The sequence below is a fragment of the Acidovorax sp. FG27 genome (assembly GCF_040365715.1).
GTDB lineage: Bacteria > Pseudomonadota > Gammaproteobacteria > Burkholderiales > Burkholderiaceae_C > Paracidovorax.
Map to the genome: position 1 here is coordinate 139438 of NZ_BAABVY010000012.1, position 21888 is coordinate 161325.

Annotated in this window: 19 protein-coding genes; 12 read left to right on the plus strand and 7 right to left on the minus strand. The window is 70.7% G+C overall.

What is annotated here, in order from left to right; all coding sequences use genetic code 11:
- The first annotated feature begins 300 nt into the window (after nucleotides 1-300).
- The 8 genes from ABWV53_RS16585 (at nucleotide 301) to ABWV53_RS16620 (ending at nucleotide 9481) form a co-directional block, all read left to right on the plus strand.
- Complete coding sequence (locus ABWV53_RS16585) at nucleotides 301-2760, plus strand: autotransporter outer membrane beta-barrel domain-containing protein (protein WP_353367256.1); 2460 nt, start codon at nucleotides 301-303, stop codon at nucleotides 2758-2760.
- Between the two features lie 259 nt (nucleotides 2761-3019).
- Nucleotides 3020-3487, plus strand: a complete 468-nt coding sequence (locus tag ABWV53_RS16590) for a glycerate kinase (protein ID WP_353367257.1) — start codon at nucleotides 3020-3022, stop codon at nucleotides 3485-3487.
- 104 nt (nucleotides 3488-3591) lie between these two features.
- Entirely contained in the window at nucleotides 3592-4530 is a 939-nt protein-coding gene (locus ABWV53_RS16595; protein WP_353367258.1) for a branched-chain amino acid transaminase, read from the plus strand.
- Between the two features lie 41 nt (nucleotides 4531-4571).
- The gene (locus ABWV53_RS16600) at nucleotides 4572-4778 is read left to right on the plus strand and encodes a zinc-finger domain-containing protein (RefSeq protein WP_353367259.1); all 207 of its coding nucleotides are present in this window, start codon (nucleotides 4572-4574) and stop codon (nucleotides 4776-4778) included.
- A gap of 210 nt (nucleotides 4779-4988) precedes the next feature.
- Nucleotides 4989-6299 (plus strand): O-antigen ligase family protein, encoded by a 1311-nt coding sequence (locus tag ABWV53_RS16605; RefSeq protein ID WP_353367260.1) that lies wholly within the window; start codon nucleotides 4989-4991, stop codon nucleotides 6297-6299.
- Nucleotides 6296-7453 (plus strand): glycosyltransferase, encoded by a 1158-nt coding sequence (locus ABWV53_RS16610; RefSeq protein WP_353367261.1) that lies wholly within the window; start codon nucleotides 6296-6298, stop codon nucleotides 7451-7453. Before ABWV53_RS16605 ends, ABWV53_RS16610 begins: the two co-directional genes overlap by 4 nt.
- Nucleotides 7440-8483, plus strand: a complete 1044-nt coding sequence (locus ABWV53_RS16615; RefSeq protein ID WP_353367262.1) for a glycosyltransferase family 2 protein — start codon at nucleotides 7440-7442, stop codon at nucleotides 8481-8483. Before ABWV53_RS16610 ends, ABWV53_RS16615 begins: the two co-directional genes overlap by 14 nt.
- Before the next feature lie 23 nt (nucleotides 8484-8506).
- Complete coding sequence (locus tag ABWV53_RS16620) at nucleotides 8507-9481, plus strand: glycosyltransferase family 32 protein (RefSeq protein ID WP_502903924.1); 975 nt, start codon at nucleotides 8507-8509, stop codon at nucleotides 9479-9481.
- Between the two features lie 65 nt (nucleotides 9482-9546).
- Here ABWV53_RS16620 and ABWV53_RS16625 read toward each other — a convergent pair whose 3' ends face one another.
- On the minus strand, nucleotides 9547-10674 hold the full coding sequence (locus tag ABWV53_RS16625; RefSeq protein WP_353367264.1) for an NAD(P)H-dependent flavin oxidoreductase: 1128 nt from the start codon (nucleotides 10672-10674) through the stop codon (nucleotides 9547-9549).
- A gap of 38 nt (nucleotides 10675-10712) precedes the next feature.
- On the minus strand, nucleotides 10713-11585 hold the full coding sequence (locus ABWV53_RS16630; protein WP_353367265.1) for a LysR family transcriptional regulator: 873 nt from the start codon (nucleotides 11583-11585) through the stop codon (nucleotides 10713-10715).
- Nucleotides 11586-11659: 74 nt separating this feature from the next.
- On the opposite strand from ABWV53_RS16630, the gene ABWV53_RS16635 reads away from it, so the two are divergent.
- Nucleotides 11660-12916 (plus strand): YbfB/YjiJ family MFS transporter, encoded by a 1257-nt coding sequence (locus ABWV53_RS16635; RefSeq protein ID WP_353367266.1) that lies wholly within the window; start codon nucleotides 11660-11662, stop codon nucleotides 12914-12916.
- Nucleotides 12917-12956: 40 nt separating this feature from the next.
- On the opposite strand, the gene ABWV53_RS16640 is transcribed toward ABWV53_RS16635, so the two are convergent.
- From ABWV53_RS16640 to ABWV53_RS16660, 5 genes are all read right to left on the minus strand, one after another.
- A complete protein-coding gene (locus ABWV53_RS16640) occupies nucleotides 12957-14186 on the minus strand; it encodes an ATP-binding protein (RefSeq protein ID WP_353367267.1) in 1230 nt (409 codons plus the stop codon).
- On the minus strand, nucleotides 14187-14903 hold the full coding sequence (locus ABWV53_RS16645) for a response regulator (RefSeq protein WP_353367268.1): 717 nt from the start codon (nucleotides 14901-14903) through the stop codon (nucleotides 14187-14189).
- Nucleotides 14904-15020: 117 nt separating this feature from the next.
- Nucleotides 15021-15587 (minus strand): isochorismatase family protein, encoded by a 567-nt coding sequence (locus ABWV53_RS16650; RefSeq protein ID WP_353367269.1) that lies wholly within the window; start codon nucleotides 15585-15587, stop codon nucleotides 15021-15023.
- Nucleotides 15588-15624: 37 nt separating this feature from the next.
- Nucleotides 15625-17010, minus strand: a complete 1386-nt coding sequence (locus ABWV53_RS16655; protein WP_353367270.1) for an AmpG family muropeptide MFS transporter — start codon at nucleotides 17008-17010, stop codon at nucleotides 15625-15627.
- A gap of 261 nt (nucleotides 17011-17271) precedes the next feature.
- Entirely contained in the window at nucleotides 17272-18219 is a 948-nt protein-coding gene (locus ABWV53_RS16660; protein WP_353367271.1) for a LysR family transcriptional regulator, read from the minus strand.
- A 126-nt stretch (nucleotides 18220-18345) separates the two neighbouring features.
- Between ABWV53_RS16660 and ABWV53_RS16665 the strand changes: the two genes are divergently transcribed.
- From ABWV53_RS16665 to ABWV53_RS16675, 3 genes are all read left to right on the plus strand, one after another.
- Nucleotides 18346-19377 (plus strand): hydroxymethylglutaryl-CoA lyase, encoded by a 1032-nt coding sequence (locus tag ABWV53_RS16665; RefSeq protein WP_353367272.1) that lies wholly within the window; start codon nucleotides 18346-18348, stop codon nucleotides 19375-19377.
- 115 nt (nucleotides 19378-19492) lie between these two features.
- Complete coding sequence (locus ABWV53_RS16670) at nucleotides 19493-20716, plus strand: CaiB/BaiF CoA transferase family protein (RefSeq protein ID WP_353367273.1); 1224 nt, start codon at nucleotides 19493-19495, stop codon at nucleotides 20714-20716.
- Nucleotides 20717-20797: 81 nt separating this feature from the next.
- The gene (locus ABWV53_RS16675) at nucleotides 20798-21883 is read left to right on the plus strand and encodes a Bug family tripartite tricarboxylate transporter substrate binding protein (RefSeq protein ID WP_353367274.1); all 1086 of its coding nucleotides are present in this window, start codon (nucleotides 20798-20800) and stop codon (nucleotides 21881-21883) included.
- Nucleotides 21884-21888 lie beyond the last annotated feature (5 nt).

Genomic DNA, 21888 nt, shown 5'->3' on the forward strand with positions numbered 1-21888 from the left:
CTCTCGTTGGCAAGGCAATGTGGACACCTGGGACGGGGCGCGGACAAATTGCTGCTGTGCTCCTTGGTTCGGGCAGCATCAGGTGAGCGGAACAACAAGCTTCGCCTAACTTTTAACAAATGTTAACTGCTGTATCTTTTTGTTGGCTATTACGATACTCTGACGATAGCTTTTCCCTTTTATGAAGCGAGGCTGCATAGAAACTCCTGCTGATTTCACAGCTTGGTTTCTCTTGGGGTGAGAGCGAAGTTGCGGCTCTCAACGGGTCTGTCGTCTACCTGCTCCAAGGATGGTTGCCAAATGTTCCGACCCACCACACCCCACGACTTTTCCCCGACAGATCCTTCTAGCGGCAAGCGGTCCCTGACGACAATTGGCAGCCTAGTCGTGGCGGTTGTTCCAGCGCTGCTCTGCAGCACCTCGGCCTGGGCCGACTGCACCAGCACGGACAGCGTGACCTACACCTGCGCGGGCACGACTACGAGCAATCAAACCATCTCAGGCTCGAATTTGAATATATCTGTCGACAGCAGCTTCAATTCGACCCTTGCCAGTGGCGATGTCATAGGAGTGACCAATTCCAGTGGCCCCGTGTCCTTCTCGTCGTCTGGAAACTTTTCAAGCACCGGCAGTCCAGCAGCGGCAAGCGGATTGAAACTTCGGCAGACTGGCAACGGGTTGGTCACGGTCAACCAAGTCTCCGGCAGCGTTACCGGCTACTACATGGGTCTGGAGATCGTGAACGCTGGCACAGGAAGTGCGACGCAAATCAATACTGCGGCCGACATTACGGCGCAGACCAACTACGCTGTCTACTTCAACGGGCAACCTGACGCGGGCGACGCCACCATCCAGCAAACTGCCGGTGCGCTGTCGGGAGTCATTGCCGGCATCGTTGGTACTTCTACAGGTCTAAGCTCCATTCAGGTGAGCACGGCTTCTACCGTCACGGGTGGAGTTACCGGCATCAATGTCAGTAGCCTTTCAACTACCAGCGGTGCTCGACTGAGCGTTTTTCAGACGGCGGGGAGCATCACGGGCGCTGAGTCAGGCATCCAAGCCTCGGGGTCGGCAAGAGGCTCTGTCAGTGTGGCTACAGCCAGCGACGTCACTGCGACCACCGGAGCGGGGATTCAAGCGTCGCAGGTGAATACCGGAAACACCCAACCGCTGTCCGTTAGTCAAACTGGCGGACGCATCATCGGAGCCAGAACGGGTATCGAAGTCCGAAACGCGAACGCCGCTTCTGGCACCACCTCCGTCGACGTCGGCGGGCGGACTTCCGCCTCTGGTAGCACCCAGGTCACGGACGTCTTTGACACAAATACTGTTTTCTCCTCGGGTTCACTGCCCACGCAAACCGCCACCACCACCGAACTGGTCGCGACCGTCTCGCCCGCGGCCATCGCGGTGCGCTCTGTCGGCGGCACTACCGCACTGAATCTCAACGCAGGGGCAGACATTGCTGCCACCTCCGGGTTGGCGATTCGTGCCTACCGCAGCAGTGACAAGGTCACTCTCAATAGCGGCTCCAAAGTAGCAGGGCAGATTGCACTTGGCAGCGGGAACGACGCGCTGGCGATCAAAGGTTCTGCGGATATCAGCGGAGTGACTTTGCTCGATGGCGGAAACTCGCTCTACGACGAACAGCAAGTAGTGACTGTTCGCAGGCGCTTGAGCAATGCGCTCATCTCTGGCCCCACCGTGACCGGGGTACTCAGCGACATTCTGGGCACGGCTAACGCCGCGACAAACCAGCTGAGTTTTGAGGGTACTACCCAGAGCCTGGCGGGCTCAGTGATGAAGAACTGGCAAACCGTCACGCTGGATGCTTCCCGAGTCACCTTCACAGGAGACGCCGCACTGGTGACCGGTACGGGCTCCAATCCCGACAGCAGCCTGCAAGGCCTGGTTCTGCAGGGTGCTTCAACACTCGCCAGCCCGGTGGCGCTGGTGGTCACGGGTGACGTCCATGTGGGTGCTGGCTCCACGCTGAGGCACGCTCTAGGCGGCAATATCGTCGGCAACCTGGCCAATGCCGGGCTGATGTATTGGGGAAATCTCGGCCAAACGTTGACCGTCACGGGCAACTATTCCGGCGCTGCGGGCTCGGCGCTGTCGCTGGAGACCTACTTGGGCGGCGATGGCTCGGCCAGTGACACACTGCGCGTCACCGGTGATACCACCGGCACTACCGAAATTACCGTGCGGTCCGCCAGCGGCAGTCCTGGAGCCCTGACCGGTACCGGAATCCTGTTGGTTCAGGTCGATGGCAATTCGGATGGAGTTTTTTCTTTGGCAGGTGGGCAGATCAGGGCTGGGCAATACAGCTACACATTGAAGAAAGTCGGTAAAAACTGGTATCTGCAATCTGCCCTTGCGCCGGTAACCTCTACGCCCTCAGGTACGGTGGTGAGTACAACCACTACTGATACGACTCCTCCGATCACCGGCACGGTCAATGACCCGACTGCCACGGTCCAGGTCACCATCAACGGGGCGACTTACACCGCCACCAACCTTGGCAACGGTACTTGGACGCTGGCAGACAACATGGTGGCTGCCTTGTCGGTGGGCACTGCTTACCCCGTCACTGTGACGTTCACCGACACGGCTTCAAACGTGGCAACTGCTTCAGGGACGATAGCGATCGTTTCGGCAACCGCTGCAGCTCGGCCCGTTCCAACGCTGTCTGGTGCAGCGGTCTGGCTGCTGTCGCTCATGGTCGCTGGGTCTGCATTTTTCCTGCGCCGCAGATGATTCCGACTCGGCAGCATTGCAGAAACGCGTATCGGCAGTAGTTCTACGGCTCCGCCAGCCAAGCCCGGCGCACCATTCGTCCAATGGGCCGGTGGACGCTGGCTGATTTGGCCCTGAGCAATGCGTGCCGCTGGCTGGAGCGAGTTGCACGCCATTAATGCACCCTGCAAGTCATTGCTGGTGGCAGCGTTACCTCGCACCTGGCTGCCGTCAGGTGTGCTGGGGAGTTAGGTCGCTCGGCGCTGCGACAATCTTCTCCATGAATTTCAAGAAATTTTTGATTCCGCTAGGCATTCTCGTGCTCTGTTTCGCCGCCTGGCGCGCCATGGGCTGGCAAGGCCTCTTTGCCGTTGGCGGCGGCCTGCTCATGTGGGCGCTGCTGCACTTCACCCGGCTCATGAACGTGATGAGCAAGGCCTCCAAGCGGCCCTTGGGCTACGTCGGCAGCGCCGTCATGCTCAACGCCAAGCTGCGCGAGGGCGTCAACCTCATGTACGTGGTGGCGCTCACCCGCTCGCTGGGCGAGCCGCTGACGCCCGAGGGCACCGACCCCGAGCGCTACCGCTGGACGGACGGCACCCAGTCGCACGTGACGTGCGAATTCCGCGGTGGCCGGCTGGTGCAGTGGGAGCTGGTGCGCCCCTCGCCCGCCGAACCGTCCTTCGCCGAACCGTCCACCACCGAGCCGCCCGCCGCCTTGCCGGATGCGCCGGACGCGCGGCGCTGAGCCGGCCACCCCGCCCGGGGCGCATCCCGGCGGAGGCGCCGCCGGGCCCACCGTCGCCTAAAATCGCGGGTTTTGCGACTTCCCGCTACCACACAAGGATGACGATGAGCCCCGTAGTTCCCTCGATGGCCGACCGTGACGGCAAGATCTGGATGGACGGCCAGATGGTCGACTGGCGCGACGCCAAGATCCACGTGCTGACCCACACCCTGCACTACGGCTGCGGCGCGTTCGAAGGCGTGCGCGCCTACAAGACCGCGCAGGGCACGGCGATCTTCCGCCTGGAAGAGCACACCGAGCGGCTCTTCAACAGCGCCAAGATCCTGCGCATGAAGATTCCCTTCACCCCGCAGGAGGTGAACGAGGCGCAGCGCGCCGTGGTGCGCGAGAACCAGCTCGAATCGTGCTACCTGCGCCCGCTGACCTGGATCGGCTCGCAAAAGCTCGGCGTCTCGCCCCGCGGCAACCAGATCCACCTGATGGTGGCCGCCTGGGCCTGGGGCGCCTACCTGGGCGAGGAAGGCATGCGCCGCGGCATCCGCGTCAAGACCAGCAGCTACACGCGCCACCACGTCAACATCACCATGACGCAGGCCAAGGCCGTGAGCAACTACAGCAACTCCATCCTCGCGAACATGGAAGCGCTGGACGACGGCTACGACGAGGCGCTGCTGCTCGACGCCTCCGGCTTCGTCTCGGAAGGCGCGGGCGAGAACGTGTTCGTGGTCAAGAACGGCGTGGTGTACACGCCCGACCTATCAGCCGGCGCGCTCAACGGCATCACCCGCAACACCATCTTCCACATCTGCAAGGACTTAGGGATCGAGCTGGTGCAAAAGCGCATCACCCGCGACGAGGTGTACATCGCCGACGAGGCCTTCTTCACCGGCACGGCGGCCGAAGTCACGCCCATCCGCGAGCTCGACCGCATCGAGATCGGCGCCGGCTCGCGCGGCCCCATCACCGAGAAGATCCAGGCGGCCTTCTTCGACATCGTCAATGGCCGCAATCCGAAGTACGCCCACTGGCTGACGCTGGTCTGATCCCTTTCTTTCCTTCCTGCCTGCACGGACCGAACCCCACCATGACGCAAGCCATCATCGAACTGCTCGCCAAGGACCTGAATCCCCAGGGCGGCGTCTTCTGCCCCAGCCCCAAGGCCGACATGAAAATCTGGAACACCCATCCCAAGGTGTACCTGGACGTGGCCCAGACCGGCGAGGCCAAGTGCCCGTATTGCGGCACCGTGTACCGGCTGAAAGCGGGCGAAACCGTCCGTGCCGGCCACTGATCCAGCGCCAGGGCCCGGCCTTCCGGCCGCACGGGCTCTGACCCGCCGCCCGCCGGGCGGCTCCCAGCGGCGCCTTCGGGCGCCGCTTCGCACCACCGGGCGCCGCAGGGCGGCCCGCTCGCCCATCGGCCCCTGCGCCACGCCTGCGCGGTTCGCTGCCACCGCGTTTTTTCCTGTCCGTGCGCCCGCGATGCCTGGATCGCCCACCCGATGAACTCCGCCCCCTTCCTTTCGCTCCTGGGCCCCGGTCCCTGGCCGCGCCGGCTCGCCACGCTGGCCGCCTTCCTCGTTCCGGCCCTGGCGCTGACCGTGGCCTCCGGCTACTCCTACGGCGCGATGCTGCTGCTGCTGGGCGCGCTGGCCACGCTGCCGCGCTGGCTGCGCCACCAGCCTGACAGGGGCACCCTGGTGCTGGCCTGCGTGATCGCCTGCATGGGCGGCTTCTGGTTGATCCTGGCGGCGCCCGAACCCGGCTGGAACCAGTTTGACCGGCCGGTGAAGTTCTTCCTCGGCGCGGCCTGCCTGCTGTTCGTGACCCGCTATCCGCCCCGGCCGGCGGCGTTCTACGCCGGCCTGCTGGTGGGCTGCATCGGCTGCGCCGGGGTGGCGCTCTGGCAGGTGTACGTGGAGCACCAGGCGCGCGCCTCGGGCTTTCCCACCGGCCGCACCAACGCCATCCAGTGGGGCAACCTGGCGATGCTGCTGGGCGCCATCCTCGCCGTGCAGACCATCGCCCTGCGCCGGCAGCTGGGCCGCTGGCGCGTGGTGCTCGCGGGCCTCGCGTCGCTGGGCGCGGTGAACGCCTCGGTGTTGTCGCAGTCGCGTGGCGGCTGGCTGGCGCTGCTGCTGTGCATCCCGGTGATCCTGCTGCTGCTGTTCCAGCTCAACCGCAAGGAGATGTGGCGCTGCCTGGGCGTCACGGCCGCCGCGCTGCTGGTGATGACGGTGCTCAACCACCAGATGCTGGCCCAGCGCTGGGCCGTCATGGAAGTCGAGGTGCAGGGCTACGAGGCCCAGCGCGCCGCCGACAACTCGGTCGGCCAGCGCCTGGAGCACTGGCGCTTCGCCTGGGACATGGGCCGCGAGCGGCCGCTGCTGGGCTGGACCACCCGCGGCTACATGGAGGAAAAGGAAAGGCGCGTCGCGGCGGGCCTCTACAAGCCTGCCATCACCGAATACGTCTACGTGCATAACGAGGTGCTCGACGTCTTCGTCAAGGCCGGCGCGGCGGGGCTGGCCTGCCTGCTGGCCCTCTACCTCTGGCCCGTCTACCTGTTCTGGCCCAGCCGCAGGCGGCTGGCGCGCCACGCGGCCCTGCCGGCCGACTGGCAGGCGGGCCTGCTGGCCGTGCGGCTGGGTGGGCTGTGCGTGCCGCTGCTCTACATGGGCTTCGGGCTCACGCAGGTGTTCTTCGCGCACAACAGCGGCATCATGGGCTACCTGTTCCTGGTGATGCTGCAGTGGGCGGCGGTGCTGGGCCTGGAGCGCCAGGCCGCCGCCGCGCAGGCCACGCCCGCATGACCGCCCCCGCCGCCGGCGCCGCGGTGCGGCCCAGGGTGCTGCATTTCGTCACCGGCGGGTTTTCCGGGGCGACGCAGGTGGCCGTCGATCTGGTGCGCGCCCATGCCGCGTCGGGACATTTCCAGCCCCTCCTAGTGCTGCGCCGCAAGCGCACCACATCGTCCGAGCGCGTGGCCGCACTGCGCGCCGAGGGCATCGACGTGCGCATCGTCCCCGGCTGGGCGCACCTGGCCACCGTCTGGCAGCTGGCGGCGCTGTGCCGCGCCTGGCGGCCCGACGTGCTGGTCGCCCACGGTTTCAGCGAACACCTCTGGGGCCGCTATGCCGGCCTGCTGGCCGGCGTGCCGCACCTGGTGCATGTGGAGCACAACTCGCGCGAACGCTACAGCGCCTGGCGGCTGCGGCAGGCGCTCTGGCTCAACGGCCGCACCGATGCCATCGTCGGCTGCTCGGAGGGCGTGCGGCGCAGCCTGCTCGGGCGCGGCTTTCCGGCGGACAAGACCCAGGCGATCTCCAACGGCATCCGGCTCGAACCCTTCGCCGTGGCCGATGCGCGCCCGTGGAGCGAGCGCGAGCCGGCCATCGTGATGTCCGCCCGCTTCGCCCGCCAGAAGGACCACGCCACCCTGCTGCGGGCGGTGGCGCTGCTGCGCACGCGGGGCCTCGCGCCCCCCGTGCGGCTGGCCGGTGGCGGCAAGGCCGGCGCGCGCCGCCAGGCCGAACAGCTCGCCGCGCAGCTCGGCCTGCAGGATCAGGTGCAATTCCTGGGGCATTGCAGCTCGGTGCCCGAACTGCTCATGCGGCACCGCATCTGCGTGCTCTCCACCCACTACGAAGGCATGCCGCTCGCGCTGATCGAAGGCATGGCCGCCGGCTGCGCGGTGGTCGGCAGCGACGTGGTGGGCGTGCAGGACGTGGTGGAGCCGGGCCGTAACGGCCTGCTCGCCGCTGCGGGCGACCCGCAGGCGCTGGCCGACGCGCTGGAGCGCCTGCTGACCGAGCCCGCCGAGGCCGAGCGCCTGGCGCAGGAGGCCCGGGGCGACGCACTGCGCCTCTACGGCCTGCCCACCATGACGGCGCGCTACGAAGCCCTGCTGCAGCGGCTGCTGGTCCCCGGCGGTGCCCATTGCGGAGGCTCTCATGTCGACGCCTGACACCGGCCTTCCGCCGCCGCCGCCCTGGCTGAGCGTGCTCATCCCCGTCTACAACGTCGAGCCCTACCTTGCCGCCTGCGTGAAGTCGGTGGTCGAGCAGTCGGCGGGCGACGCGGCGGGCGTGGAGCTGCTGCTGCTGGACGACCGCTCCACCGACGGCTCGGCCCAGCTGATGCAGGAGCTGGCCGGGCGCTGGCCCGGCCGGCTGCGCCTGCTGCAGCACGACGCCAACGCGGGCCTGAGCGCCGCGCGGAACACGCTGATCGAGCACGCCCGGGGCGACTATCTCTGGTTCCTCGACTCCGACGACAAGCTGCTGCCGGGCGCTATCGACGGCCTGCGCCGCATCGTGCAGCGGCATGCGGTGGACGTGGTGCTGTGCGACTTCCGCGTATGGCGCAAGAAGGAGCGCATCAAGCACGTGCTGCGCGGCGAGCGCCACCGTGCCACGTTCGATGGCCGCTCCGGCGGGCCGCAGCCGGGCGGCGACGCGCTGGCCGCCGATTTGCTGATGACCGGGCAATTGCATGCCTGGTCCAAGATCTCGCGGCGCGCCCTGTGGACGGGCGACCTGCGCTTTCCGGTGGGCCGCTATTTCGAGGACATGGCCACCATGCCGCTGCTGGCCCGGCGCGCGCAGCACTTCTACTACGCGCCCCGGGCCTGGGTGGCCTACCGCCAGCGCGAAGGCAGCATCCTGGCCAGCACCGACCTGCGCAAGGCGTCCCACCAGTCGGCGGCGCTGGCGGAGTTCGCCGCCGAATGCGCCGCGCAGCCGGCGAGCGGGCCGCTGCGCTTCGCCCTCGCGCACCAGAGCGCCCGCAACCTCGCCGGCGCCCTGCGCAGCCTGCAGCGCTTGGGGGGCGAGGTGCCCCTGGCAGAGCGGCAGGCGGCGGCTGACCGCTTTCGCGCCGAGTTCGACCGCCAGTCGCCCCTGCCCGTGCCCGCGCTGCGCTGGCAGTACCTGCGGCGCGGCTGGTGGCTGCGCGCCCTGCGGCTGGGCCGCTGGTACGCTTGGCGACCCCGATGACGACCGCCCCGAGCGCTGCCTCCGTGTCCTCTTCCCACCTGAGCTTCAAGAACCGCGCCGAGCTGTGGCTGGCGCGGGCCGTGCGCGGCTATTGCCGGGCCACGGGCCGCACGCTGGAGCCGTACCAGCCGCAGCCGCTGCGCTGCTACCCGATCGGCACGCCCGCGCCGCTGGCGGCCTCCGCACCGATCCCGCGCGTGGTCTGGACCTACTGGAACAGCCCCACGCTGCCCCTGCTGGTGGAGCGCTGCATCGCCAACTGGCGGCAGATGAATCCGGGCTTCGACATCCGCGTGCTGGACGACGCCAGGCTGCGCGAGTGGGTACCCGACGCGCCCGATGCCCTGGCCCGCGTCGCCCCGGCCCGGCGCTCCGACTGGATCCGCCTGCGCCTGCTGCGCGACCACGGCGGCATCTGGATCGACGCCAGCACCATCCTCACGCGCTCGCTCGACTGGGTGATCGAGGCGCAGCAGCGGGAAGGCGGCTGCGACCTGGTGGCCTACTACCTGGACCGCTTCACCACCGACGCCGACCACCCGGTGGTCGAGAGCTGGTTCCTCGCCGCGCCGCCCGGCAGCCGCTTCGCCGCCGATGCCTTCGCCGAGTTCGACGCCCACTGCCTGGAAAGCACCGGCGAGGCCTACATCGAGCACCTGCGCGCGCAGGGCGTGTTCGACCAGGTGCGGCAGGCCATCGACGCGCCCGCCTACCTCAGCATCCACCTAGCGATGCAGTACGTGATGCGCACGCGCGGCGGCTACCGGCTCTGCCTGGCCTGCGCCGAGGACGGCCCCTTCCAGCTGCACGTGCTGGGCCAGTGGCGCCGCACGCCGCTCAAGCTGCGGCTGCTGTTCTCCCGCGTGACGGGCGAGCTGCCGCCGGTCATCAAGCTGCGCGGGCCAGACCGCCGGCGGCTGGACGACTACCTGGCCCGCGGCCTGTACCTGCCCGGCAGCGTGGCCGACCGCCTGCTGATAAACCGCCGGCCGGGTTGACCTATTGCTACTATTTCGATAGCTACTGGCGCTTGATTCACAAGCGCCAGAGCCATTTCTGATGCTCAATGCGCAGGCTGCGCCGCCGCTCGCGCCCATTCCTGCGCCAGCAGCCCCACCAGTTGGGCCGCCGGCAGCGGCCGCGCCGCCGCCACGCCCTGGCCGGCCCAGAGTGCCACGCCTTCGGCCCGGCCCTGCGCGGCCGCCGCGCGGCGCAGTGGGCCCATCAGCGCGTTCTGCACCGGGTAGGCCGGCACGCTGGCCTCGCAAGCCGCCAGCCGCTCCATGGTGGCGTTGACGATGCCCCGCGCCGGCCGGCCCGAGAACACGCGGGTCAGGCGCGTGTCGGTGTCGCCCGCTTGCGCCAGCGCGGTGCGGTAGGCGCTGCCGATGCCCGATTCCGGGCACACCAGGAAGGCCGTGCCCATCTGCACGCCCTGCGCGCCCAGCGCCAGCGCGGCGGCGATGCCGCGCCCGTCCATGATGCCGCCGGCCGCGACCACCGGAATGCGCACGGCGTCCACGCACTGCGGCACCAGCGCCAGCGTGCCCACCTGGCTGGCGGCGAAGTCGGCAAGGCTCGGCCCACCGGGTGCGGCCGGCCCGGCCCGGCCCACCTGCAGGAAGGTGCCCCGGTGCCCGCCGGCTTCCACGCCGCTCGTGCAGACCGCGTCCGCGCCCACGGCGGCCCAGGCGCGGGCCTCGGCCACGGTGGTGGCGGTGCCCACCACCACGCAGCCGGCGGCATGCAGCCGCTCGACCTGCGCCGCGTCAAGGATGCCGAAGGTGAAGCTCGCCACCGCCGGGCGCGCCTCGACCAGCGCCTCGAACTGCGCGGCGAAGTCCTCGCACCACTGCGCGGGCACGGCGGGCTGCAGGCCGTAGTCGGCGTAGAGCGGCTCCAGCCGCTGCAGCGCCGCGCGCACCGTGGCGTCGTCGGGCCGGGGTGTTTCCAGCACGAAGAGGTTCATGCCGAAGGGCTTGTCGGTCAACCGGCGCACCTCGGCCGCGGCTTCGCGCATGGCGGCGGGCGAGCGCATGCCGCAGCCCAGCTGCCCCAGCCCGCCTGCGCTGGAGACGGCTGCGGCCAGGGTGGGCGTGTCGGCACCCGTCATCGGCCCCTGGAAGATGGGCAGGGCGATGCCCAGGCGGTCGGTGAATGGCAAGGCCGGGAAGGTGCGGGGCTGGGTCATGACGGCTTTTCGGAAAAAGGAAGGACGAGGACTGCGGGTCAGGCGCGCTGCAAGCTGGCCAGCAGCGCGTCCAGCGCGGCCGACTGGTAGCCACGCCGGCGCACCAGCACCGTGTCGCAGGTAGCCAGCGGCAGCAGGCGCAGCGCGGGCGGCTCGCGCATCAGGTCGATCACCGCCTGCGGCACCACGCCCGCGCAGCGACCGGCGGCCACGCAGGCCAGGATGGCGTGGTAGGAGGCCAGCTCCAGCACCCGGGGCGCGGCGCCGTGGAAACGCCCGTGCAGGTGCTGGCGCATCCAGTCCTCGCCCATGCGGCGGTAGGTGCAGGCGCGGGTGAAGGCGGCCAGCGTGTCCACCTGCAGGTCGCCGGGCCGGTCGACCGGCGGGTGGTCGGCGGGCAGGGCGATGCAGAGCGATTCGGTGAACACGGCGGTGCGATCGAGCGGCGCTTCCGGGTCCACGCCCGGCGGCGGCCAGGCGACCAGGGCGCAGTCGCTGGCGTGGGCCAGCACCTCGTCCACCAGCGTGCCGGAGGCACCCGTGCGCAGCTCCAGCTGCACCTCGGGCCACTCGGCATGCAGCCGCGCCAGCGGCGCCGGCAGGCGGGCGGCGGCGGTGCTTTCCATGGCGCCGAGCCGCAGCCGCCCGCCGGGGCGGCCCGGGTGCACGCTCTGGCGCGCCTCCTCGGCCAGGGCCAGCAGGCGGTCGGCATGGCCGCACAGCGACTCGCCGGCCGGCGTCAGCACCATGCGGCGGCCCTCGCGCAGGAACAGCGTGGCGCCCAGCTGCTCCTCCAACTGCTGCACCCGCGTCGTCACGTTCGACTGCACGCGGCCCAGCCGCTCGGCGGCGCGCGTCACGCTGCCTTCCGAGGCGACGGCGCGAAAGATCTCGAGTGCGGACAGGTCCATCGAATGGTTCTCTTGTGGAGATGGTTGATGGTTATGATAATCTGAAAAAGAGATCGATCCAATCGCCAGCCCCGATGCCCCCCACCCCTCTTTCCCAACGCCCGCTGGCCGTCGCCCTGGCCGGCATGCTCGCGCTCGCGGCGGCCATGGGCATCGGCCGTTTCGCCTTCACGCCGCTGCTGCCGATGATGCTGCGTGACGGCACCGTCAGCCTGGCGGGCGGCAGCTGGCTGGCCGCCGTCAACTACACCGGCTACCTGGTGGGGGCGCTGGCCTGCATGGCGCTGCCCTGGGTGGCGCCGCGCACCGCCCGGGCGTGGCAGGGCGCGCGGCTGGCGCGCTGGGGGCTAGCGGCCACGGTGCTGCTGACCGGCGCGATGGCGCTGCCCGTGGCGCCCGCCTGGCCGGCGCTGCGGGGCGCGGCGGGCATCGTCAGCGCGGTGGTGTTCCTCAACGTGGCGGCGTGGTGCATGGTGCGGCTGACGGTGCTGGGCCAGCCCGCGCTGGGCGGGCTGATCTTCTGCGGCCCGGGGGTGGGCATCGTGCTGACGGGGCTGTCGGCCAGCGCCATGGTGGCCGCGCACTGGCCGGCCGCGTTGGGCTGGGCCGCCTTCGGGGTGCTCAGCGCGGCGCTGGCGGCGCTGGCGTGGCCGGTGCTGCGCGGCGCCGCGCTGGGCGAGGAGCCTTCCGCCCAAGCCGCCGGTGCCGCCGCCAGCACGCGCACCGCGCCGCCGCCGGGCGGCTGGGCGGCCTGCGGGCTGCTCACGCTGGGCTACGCGCTGGCAGGCCTCGGCTACATCGTCACCGCCACCTTCCTGCCCGTCATCGCCCGCGCCGCGCTGCCGGCCGGCTCGCCCTGGCCCGACCTGTTCTGGCCGCTCTTCGGCGCGGGCGTGGCCCTGGGCGCAGCGCTGTCCACCCGCACGCCGGCGGCGTGGGACCGGCGCTGGCTGCTGGCCGGCTGCTACGCGCTGCAGGCCGGCGCCATCGGCCTGGGGCTGGTATGGCCGCAGGCGGCCGGGTTCGCCCTCGGCAGCCTGCTGCTGGGGCTGCCCTTCACCGCCATTACCTTCTACGCCCTGCAGGAAGCCCGGCGCCTGTGGCCCGGCGCGGGCGACAGCTTCGCCGGGCTGCTGACAGCCGCCTACGGCCTGGGCCAGATCGCCGGGCCGCCGATGGTGGCGTGGATGCTGCACCACGCGGCCACGCCGGGCCAGGGCTTCGTGTGGGGGCTGTCGGTGGCGGGGGGTGCGCTGGTGTTGGGCGCAGGCCTGTGGGTGGCGATGGCGCGGCGCTGGCCGCCCCAGGATGCGATGACCGGGACGCGATGACCGTGACCGGATGATCGTGGCGCGATGAAGGCCGCTGCGCTCAGCCGCCGCGCGGCAGGCTGAGCACGAAGCAGGCGCCCGGCGCGCCGTCCGGCCGGTCGGTGCAGCGCACCGCGCCGTCATGCCGCTGGGCGATGGAGCGCACCAGGGCCAGACCCAGGCCCACGCCGCCGGAGCGCTCGCTGGCCCCGGGCAGGCGGTAGAAGGGCTCGAAGATGCGCTCGCGCTGGTCGGGCGGCACACCGGGGCCGTGGTCGCACACGCTCACTTCCACCCGGCCGCCCACGGCGCGCAGCGTCATGGTGATGTCGCCCTGGCTGTAGCGGCGGGCGTTCTCCAGCAGGTTGCGCAGCGCCCGGCGCAGCAGCTTGGCCACGCCGCGCACTTCCAGCGCATCGGCCGGCGTGCCGGGCTCGGCCTGCAGTTCGGCATCCACCCGCACGCATTCCTCGGCGGCCAGGCCCATCAGGTCCACCGCCTCGACGGTGCCCACGTCGGCCTCGCGGGCGTCCAGCCGGCTGGCCAGCAGGATCTCGTCGACCAGCTGGTCCAGCTCGGCGATGTTGCGCAGAATCTCGGCGCGGAAGTTGGGCGAGGGCGCGTTGCCCTGCATCAGCTCCAGCCCCATGCGGATGCGCGTGAGCGGCGAGCGCAGCTCGTGCGAGGCATTGGCCAGCAGCGACTTGTGCGAGGCCACCAGCGTTTCGATGCGCGCCGCGGCGGCGTTGAACTGGCGCGCCAGATCGGCCACCTCGTCCTGCCCGCGCTCGGCCACCCGCACCGACAGGTCGCCCTCGCCGAAGCGCTGCACGCCGCGCTGCAATGTCTCCAGCCGCTGCAGCAGCCGGCGGATGATCGGGAACACACCCACCGTCACGGCGATGCCCACCAGCGCCAGCACCCAGAGAAAGCCGAACGGCGGGCTCAGCCAGAACGCCGCGTCGTAGCGGCCGGGGCGGGGCGGGCGCGGGCGGGGCGACATCTCCAGCGTGTAGGCCGCGCCGTCCAGGCCTTCGAGCATGAATTCCAGCCCCTCGCCGGGTTCGGTCGGCCGCCGCAGTGCCTGGCCCTTGAGCTTGGGGTGGCCTTGCGCATCGCGCAGCACGAACTCGCGCCCTGGTGGCTGCTGCACCGCGTTCTGCTGGGCGTTGTGCTCGGCCGCGATGCGCCAGGCCACGCCCACCACCAGCGCGAATACCGCCACGCCGCCCACCACGGCGAGCCAGATGCGCAGGTAGAGCCGGCGGGAAAAGGGGCTGACCAGGGACATCTAGTCTTGCTGCTTGGCGAAGACGTACCCGACGCCCCGCACCGTCAGGATGCGGCGCGGGTTCTTGGCGTCCTGCTCGATGGCGGCGCGGATGCGGCCCATGTGCACGTCGATGGAGCGGTCGAAGGCCTCCAGCTCGCGGCCGCGCACGGCCTCCATGATCTGGTCGCGCGTCAGCACGCGGCCGGCGCGCTCGGCCAGGGCCACCAGCAGGTCGAACTGGTAGGAGGTGAGTTCCGCCGGCTGGCCGCCCACCGACACGGTGCGGGCGTCGCGGTCGATCTCCAGCGTGCCGAAGCGCAGCAGCTGCGGCGCGGGCCGGGCGCCGTTTTCGCGGCGGCGCAGGATGGCGCGGATACGGGCCAGCAGCTCGCGCGGCTCGAAGGGCTTGGGCAGGTAGTCGTCGGCGCCCAGTTCCAGGCCGATGATGCGGTCCATCGGGTCGCCCTTGGCGGTGAGCATCAGCACCGGCACCTGGGCGGCGGCGCCGGGCAGGGCGCGGATGCGGCGGCAGACCTCCAGGCCGTCGATGTCCGGCAGCATCAGGTCGAGGATCACCAGGTCGGGCAGCGTGGCGCCGCCGTCGCCCTGCAGGTGCGCCAGGCCGCTGCCGCCGTCCGCCTTGTGCGTGACCTGCAGGCCCGACTGGGCCAGGTACTCGCCCACCATCTCGGCCAGGCGGGCATCGTCTTCGATCATCAGCAGTTGAGAACTCATGGCGGGGTGTCGGGTGGTGGGGGTGCGTGGAGTTTCATGGTCGCGCCGGGCCATCTCGGCGCGTTGAAGTCTCTGTAAAGTTAGGTAAACCGGGCGGCGCGCTCGGGCTTCAGTCCATCACGCAGCCGCTGGTGCGCCGGCCGCGAAGTCGATGGCGTCCGCCGGCACGGCGCGAATGGGTGTGCCGAAGCTGGTGAGCGAGGGCAGCGTGGCGTTGTGGTGGGCGCGGATGGCGGCCGCGCCGGCATGGGGCTTGTCATGCGTGGTGTGCGCGTCGGCCGCCAGCGTGACCGGAAAACCCAGCGCGGCGGCGCGGCGCACGGTGGTGTCCACGCAAAACTCGGTGGCGTAGCCGCAGACCACCAATTCGGTCGCGCCGCTGGCCAGCAGCTTGTCGGCCAGATCGGTGCGCAGGAAGGCGTCGGGCGTGGTCTTGCGCACCAGGGCGTCGCCGTCCTCCACCCGCAGGCCGGCCTGCAACTGCCAGCCCGCGCTGCCATGCACCAGCGGCCCGCCGCTGTCCTCTGCCTGCTCGTGCTGCACGAAGACCACGGCCGCGCCCGCCGCGCGCGCCCGGGCGGCCAGCGCATCGATGCGGGCGATGACGGCGTCGGCCTCGGCCGGGCGCGGGGCCGGGTCGAACAAGGCGGCCTGGGTGTCGATGACGAGCAGTGCGATGGGCATGATTGCTATTGATTTGATAGCTGCAGGTATTGATAAATCAAGCGCCGGGAGCCATTTTGACCTTGGAAGCCAGCGCCACCAGCAGCAGGACCGGCAGGCCCAGCAGCGCGGTGGCGACGAAGAACTCGGGGTAGCCGTACGCATCGACGAAGCGGCCCGAGAAGCCGGCGATCCATTTGGGCGCCAGCAGCATCATGGAACTGAACAGCGCGTACTGCGTGGCCGAATATTGCACGTTCGTCAGACTGGAGAGGTAGGCGATGAACGCGGCCGAGGCGATGCCGCCCGAGAGGTTGTCGGCCGACACCACCAGCATCAGCAGCGTGACGTCGTGGCCCTGCGTGCTGAGCCAGGCGAAGAGCAGGTTGCTGAGCGCGCTCAGGCCCGCGCCCAGCATCAGCACGCGCATGACGCCCAGGCGCATCGACAGCACGCCGCCCACGAAGGCGCCGGCCAGCGTGGCCAGCACGCCGAACACCTTGCTGACGGCGGCCACCTCGTCCTTGGTGTAGCCCATGTCCACGTAGAACGGGTTGGCCATGATGCCCATCACCACGTCGCTGATGCGGTAGACGGCGATGAGCGAGAGCAGCAGCGCGGCCTGCCAGCGGTAGCGGCGGATGAAGTCGGCGAACGGCTCGATCAGCGCGCCGCGCAGCCATTCGGCCGCGTTGCGCGCGGGCGGCAGCGGGCGCGGCGCGGGCTCGCGCGAGAGCAGCACGGTGAGCGTGCCCACCAGCATCGATGCGGCCATGACGAGGTAGGCCACCTGCCAGGCGCCGTGCTGGTAGGTACCGGCGGCGGCGGGCGATTCGGCCCGCGCCGCCACCCACAGCACGCCCGCGCCGGCCCAGATCATCGCCAGCCGGTAGCCCGTCTGGTAGGTGGCGGCCAGCGCGGCCTGGCGGTCGGCGTCGGCCGATTCGATGCGGAAGGCGTCGAGCGCGATGTCCTGCGTGGCCGAGCCGAATGCGACGAAGAGGGCGCACCACACCATGGGCGCCAGCGCCACGCGCGGGTCGTTGAACGCCATGCCGGCCAGCCCGCCCATGACGAGCAGCTGCGACAGCAGCAGCCAGCTGCGGCGCCGGCCCAGCGCGCGCGTCAGCCAGGGCAGGGGCAGCCGGTCCACCAGCGGCGCCCAGACCCACTTGAAGGCATAGGCCAGGCCCACCCAGCTGAGATAGCCGATGGTGGTGCGGTCCACCCCCGCCTCGCGCAGCCAGAAGGACAGCGTGCCCAGCACCAGCAGGAGCGGCAGCCCGGCCGAGAAGCCCAGCGCCAGCATGCGCAGGCTGGCGGGCTCGCGGTAGACGCGCAGGGCCTGGGCCCAGGTGCGGCGGGTGGCCAGGGGCACTGCGGCCGGTGCGTTCGCAGGTGTCTGATCGGAGGGCAGCGGGGCAGGCGTGGGCGTCGAAGACATGGCGGGCGGGGCGCGGGAGGAAGGGGCGTGCCGGCGCCCGAAGGCTGATGGCGGGTGCGGTCAGGACCGCCTGCGGGCAGATCCGGCAGGCCGGGTCGTTGGCACGGACAGGTGCGATGGACGGTGATTATCGGCCTGCACCGCCTCGTGCCGCGTCGTGTTGCCTTGTGCCGCCTTGTGCCGTGGGCGGCGGCCGGCCAGCGGCGGGTGGCCGCCGCTGGCCGGGTGCCTGTGGCTTCGGGGCGCCGGCCGTGCCGTCCATCATCCGCGTGGCGTGCGAACGCCTGCCGGTTGCATTCCCGTCTCCGGGCCACCCCCTCGGCGGGCGAGGTAGTCGGCCAGCAGCGCGGCGGCGGCAGGCAGGCCGTCGCCGGCGCGGGCGCAGATTGCGAAGCGGCGCTGGGCCCACGGGTCGGCGAGCGGCACCACCCGCACGCCGCTCGCGGCGGCGAAAGGCTCGGCGACTTCGCGCGGCACCACGCTGATGGCGAGGTTAGCGCGCACCACGCGCAGCGCCGCGTCGAAGTTGGAGACGAACACGCGGTGCAGCAGCGTGCGCCCCTCCAGCGCGGCGGCGCGTGCCAGCAGCACCTGCACCGCGCTCAGCGCCGGCATGCTGACGAATTCGTGGCCCAGCACGTCGGCGAACCGCACGCTGTCCAGCGCCGCCACCGGGTGCGAGGGATGGGCCGCGATGGCCAGGTGGTCGCTGCGGTAGGCGCGCGTGTGCAGGCCCTGCAGGTCGGCCGCGTCCCAGCAGATGCCCAGCGACGCGCTGCCCTCGCGCACGCCGCGCACCACGTCCGGGCTCACGCGCTCTTCCATGCTCACCTGGATGTCGCGGTGCGCGGGCTCCTGCAGAAAGGCGGCCACGTCGTCGGCCAGCGATTCGGCCATGACGGAGGCGGTGACCAGCATGCGCACATGGCCGCGCACGCCCGTGGCGAAGCCGGCCATGTCCCGCTCGATGCGGCCGGCGGTGGCGAGCATCTCGCGCGCGTGCTCCAGCAGCGTCTCCCCCGCCGGGGTGGGCGCCACGCCGTGGCGCTTGCGCACCAGCAGCTGCGTGCCCACCGTGTCTTCCAGCTGCGCCAGGCGCTTGCTGACGGCCGAGCCCACGATCGCTTCGCGCTCGGCCGCGCGCGCGATGTTGCGCTGCTCGCAGACGGCCACGAAAAGCCGCAGGGTCAATAGATCGAGGGAGCGCATGGGGCAAGGTGGAGATGTTCCATTCGGGAAATTCTGGCCTTCCCAAATTGAGATCATGGAGTGTGCGGGAATTTCTAGAATGGGGCGTTCCTCCTGCACACAGGCCCGGCCCGTCCGGGAGCGCCCATGCCCGCCACCCCCCTGCCCGCCACCCCGCCCGTCGCTCCGTCCCCCACGCTGGCGTCCGCCGCGTCCGGTCGCACGGCAGGCCGCCCCCGCGCCGAGGTGCGCGAGGTCGGCCTGCGCGATGGCCTGCAGAGCATCGCGGCCACCGTGCCCACGCACCGCAAGATGGCCTGGATCGCTGCCGCGCACGCGGCCGGGCAGCGCGAGATCGAGGTCGGCTCCTTCGTGCCCGCGCGCCTGCTGCCGCAGCTGGCGGACACGGCCGAGGTACTGGCGTTCGCACGCACGTTGCCCGGGCTGGTGGCCTCGGTGCTGGTGCCCAACCTGAAGGGCGCCGAGCGTGCGCTCGAATGCGGCGCGCACCTGATGGTGGTGCCGCTCTCGGCGAGCCACGCGCACAGCCTCGCCAACCTGCGCAAGACGCCGGACGAGGTGGTGGCGGAAGTGGCGCGCATCCGCGCCGCGCGCGACGCCGCCGGCAGCCGCACGCTGATCGAAGGCGGCGTGGGCACGGCCTTCGGCTGCACGCTGCAGGGCGACGTGGCCGAGAGCGAGGTGCTGCGGCTGATGCAGGCACTGCTGGATGCCGGCGCCGACCGCGTGAGCCTGGCCGACACTGTGGGCTATGCGGATCCGCAATCGGTGCTGCGCCTTTTCGGCAAGGCCCGGGCACTGGTCGGCGACCGCCTGGCCTGCGCGCATTTCCACGACACGCGCGGCATGGGCCTGGCGAATGCCTACGCCGCCTGGCAGACCGGCGTGGCGCGCTTCGACGCGAGCCTGGCGGGCATCGGCGGCTGCCCGCATGCGCCGGGCGCGAGCGGCAACGTGGCCACGGAAGACCTCGCCTTCATGCTGGAACGCATGGGCGTGGACACGGGGCTCGATCTGCCCGGCCTGCTGGCGCTGCGCGAGCGCGTGCGGGACTGGCTGGGCGGCGAAACCCTGCACGGAACGCTCTGGCGCGCGGGCCTGCCCAAGGGCGGGCTGGTGGCGCGGCCCGCGGCGCTTGCCGAAACCGCCCCCGCCTGAGCGGGCCCGGCGAGCGCTCTCTACCATCTCCCTTGCGACATCGCTGCCTCGGCCGTTCGCCGCACTGCATCGGGTCACCCCTTCCTTCACTGCCTCTTCGTCCCAGCGCATTCCCATGACCTCTTCTGCCGTCTCCGACACCCGCTCCCCGGAACGCACCCTGCCGCTGGCGGGCTTGCGCGTGGTGGAGTTCACCCACATGGTCATGGGCCCGACCTGCGGCATGGTGCTGGCCGATCTGGGTGCCGAGGTCATCAAGGTGGAGCCGGTGGAGGGTGACCGCACGCGCGAGCTGCTGGGCGCGGGCGCGGGCTTCTTCCCGATGTTCAACCGCAACAAGAAAAGCATCGCGATCGACCTGCGCAGCGCCGAGGGGCTGGAAGTGGCGATCCGCCTCGCGTCCTCCGCCGACGTGGTGGCGCAGAACTTCAAGCCCGGCGTGATGGCCAAGTACGGCCTGGACTACGCCGCGCTGTCGCGCCTGAACGAGCGCCTCATCTATGTGAACCACAGCGGCTTCCTGCCCGGGCCGTACGAGCACCGCACCGCGCTCGACGAGGTGGTGCAGATGATGGGCGGCCTCGCCTACATGACCGGCCGGCCGGGCGACCCGCTGCGCGCCGGCACCAGCGTGAACGACATCATGGGCGGCATGTTCGGCGCCATCGGCGCCATGGCCGCGCTGATGCAGCGGGGTATCACCGGGCGCGGGCAGGAGGTCGATTCCGCCCTGTTCGAGAACAACGTCTTCCTCGTCGGCCAGCACATGATGCAGTACGCCGTGACCGGGCAGCCGGCAGCGCCCATGCCCGATCGCATCTCCGCCTGGTCGCTCTACGACGTGTTCGACGTGAAGGACGGCGGCCAGATCTTCCTGGCCGCCGTGAGCGATGCGCAGTGGGCCACCTTCTGCGACGCCATGGGCTATGCCGACCTGAAGGCCGACCCGGCGCTGGCGCTCAACAACGACCGGGTGCGCGCGCGCCCCACGCTGCTGCCCGAGCTGCGCCGCCGCCTGGCCGCGCACACCGCCGAGGAACTGGCCGCCGTCTTCGAGCGCCACGGCCTGCCGTTCGCCCCCATCGTCCGCCCCGAGGAGCTGTTCGACGACCCGCACCTGAACGCCACCGGCGGCCTGGCCGAGGTGACCCTGCCGGACGGCGAGCGCGCCGGCAGCACCGCCCGCGTCACGCTGCTGCCGCTGCGGCTGGATGGCGAGCGCCTGGGTGTGCGCACCGGTCCGCCCCGGCTGGGCGAACACACGCGTGAACTGCTCGAAAGCCTGGGCTATGCACCCAGGGCCATCGACGCGCTGCGCGAGGCCCGTGCCGTGGCTTGATGGCCGACCGTTTTCCCCGGGCCTTATCGACCAGCGCGGCGCCAGTCCGCGCGGCCCACCCACCACGATGGAGACATGCGCATGCCGATCCCGACACCCGAACTGGCGACCTCCAGCCGCCGTTGCCCCGCTGCCGATGACCGAGCGCCCCCGGCGCACGCCGGCCGTTCAGCCGGCGCCGCCACGGCCCTGACGCGGCGCGCCGCCGTCACCCTCGGCACCGCGGCCCTGGCCACCGCCTGGAGCGGCCTGCGGCCCGCCCGGGCCCAGGCCCACCCGGACAGGCCGCTGCGCATCATCCTGCCGCTGTCGGCCGGCTCGGGGGCCGACGGCGCCATCCGCGCCATCAGCGCCAGCCTGGGCAAGGCGCTCGGCCAGCCCGTGGTGATCGAGAACCTGCCCGGCGCGGGCGGCATCACCGGCACCGCGCAGATCGTGCGCGCGCCCAAGGACGGCTCCGTCATCGGCGTGGTCTCCAACAACCACGTGGTGAACCCCAGCGTCTACAAGAACATCCCGTTCGACTCGCTCGCCGACATCGCCCCCATCACCATCCTGGGCGCCACGCCGTTCGTACTGGTGGCGAACCCTGCGGTGCCGGCGGCGAACGTGCGCGAGCTGATCGCCTATGCGAAAGCGAAACCGGGCGTGCTCAACTACGGCTCCTCCGGCAACGGCACCATCCTGCACCTGGGCGCCGCGATGTTCGTCGACCAGGCGAAGCTGGACATCAAGCACATCCCCTACAAGGGCATGGGCCCGCTCATGAACGACGTGCTGGGCGGGCAGGTGCAGCTGGCCGTGGTGGCGGCGGCGCCCGCCGCGCCGCACATCAGGTCCGGCGCGCTGCGGGCGCTGGGCGTGACCACCGCGACGCGGGTGCCCACGCTGCCGGGCGTGCCCACGATCGCGGAGCAGGGACTGCCGGTCTTCGAGCTCGACGGCTGGATCGCGCCCGTGGCGCCGGCCGGCATCCCGGCCGCCGAACTCGCGCGACTTTTCGCCGGCTTCAAGACCGCAATGGAGATGCCCGAGGCACGCGATGCGCTGGTCGCCCAGGGCTACGAGATCAAGCTCACGCCGCCCGAGCAGGCGGCGGCCTTCTTCCGCAGCGAGGCCGCGCGCATGGCACAGGTGGTGAAGAGCGCGCACCTGACCATGGATTGAGAGGG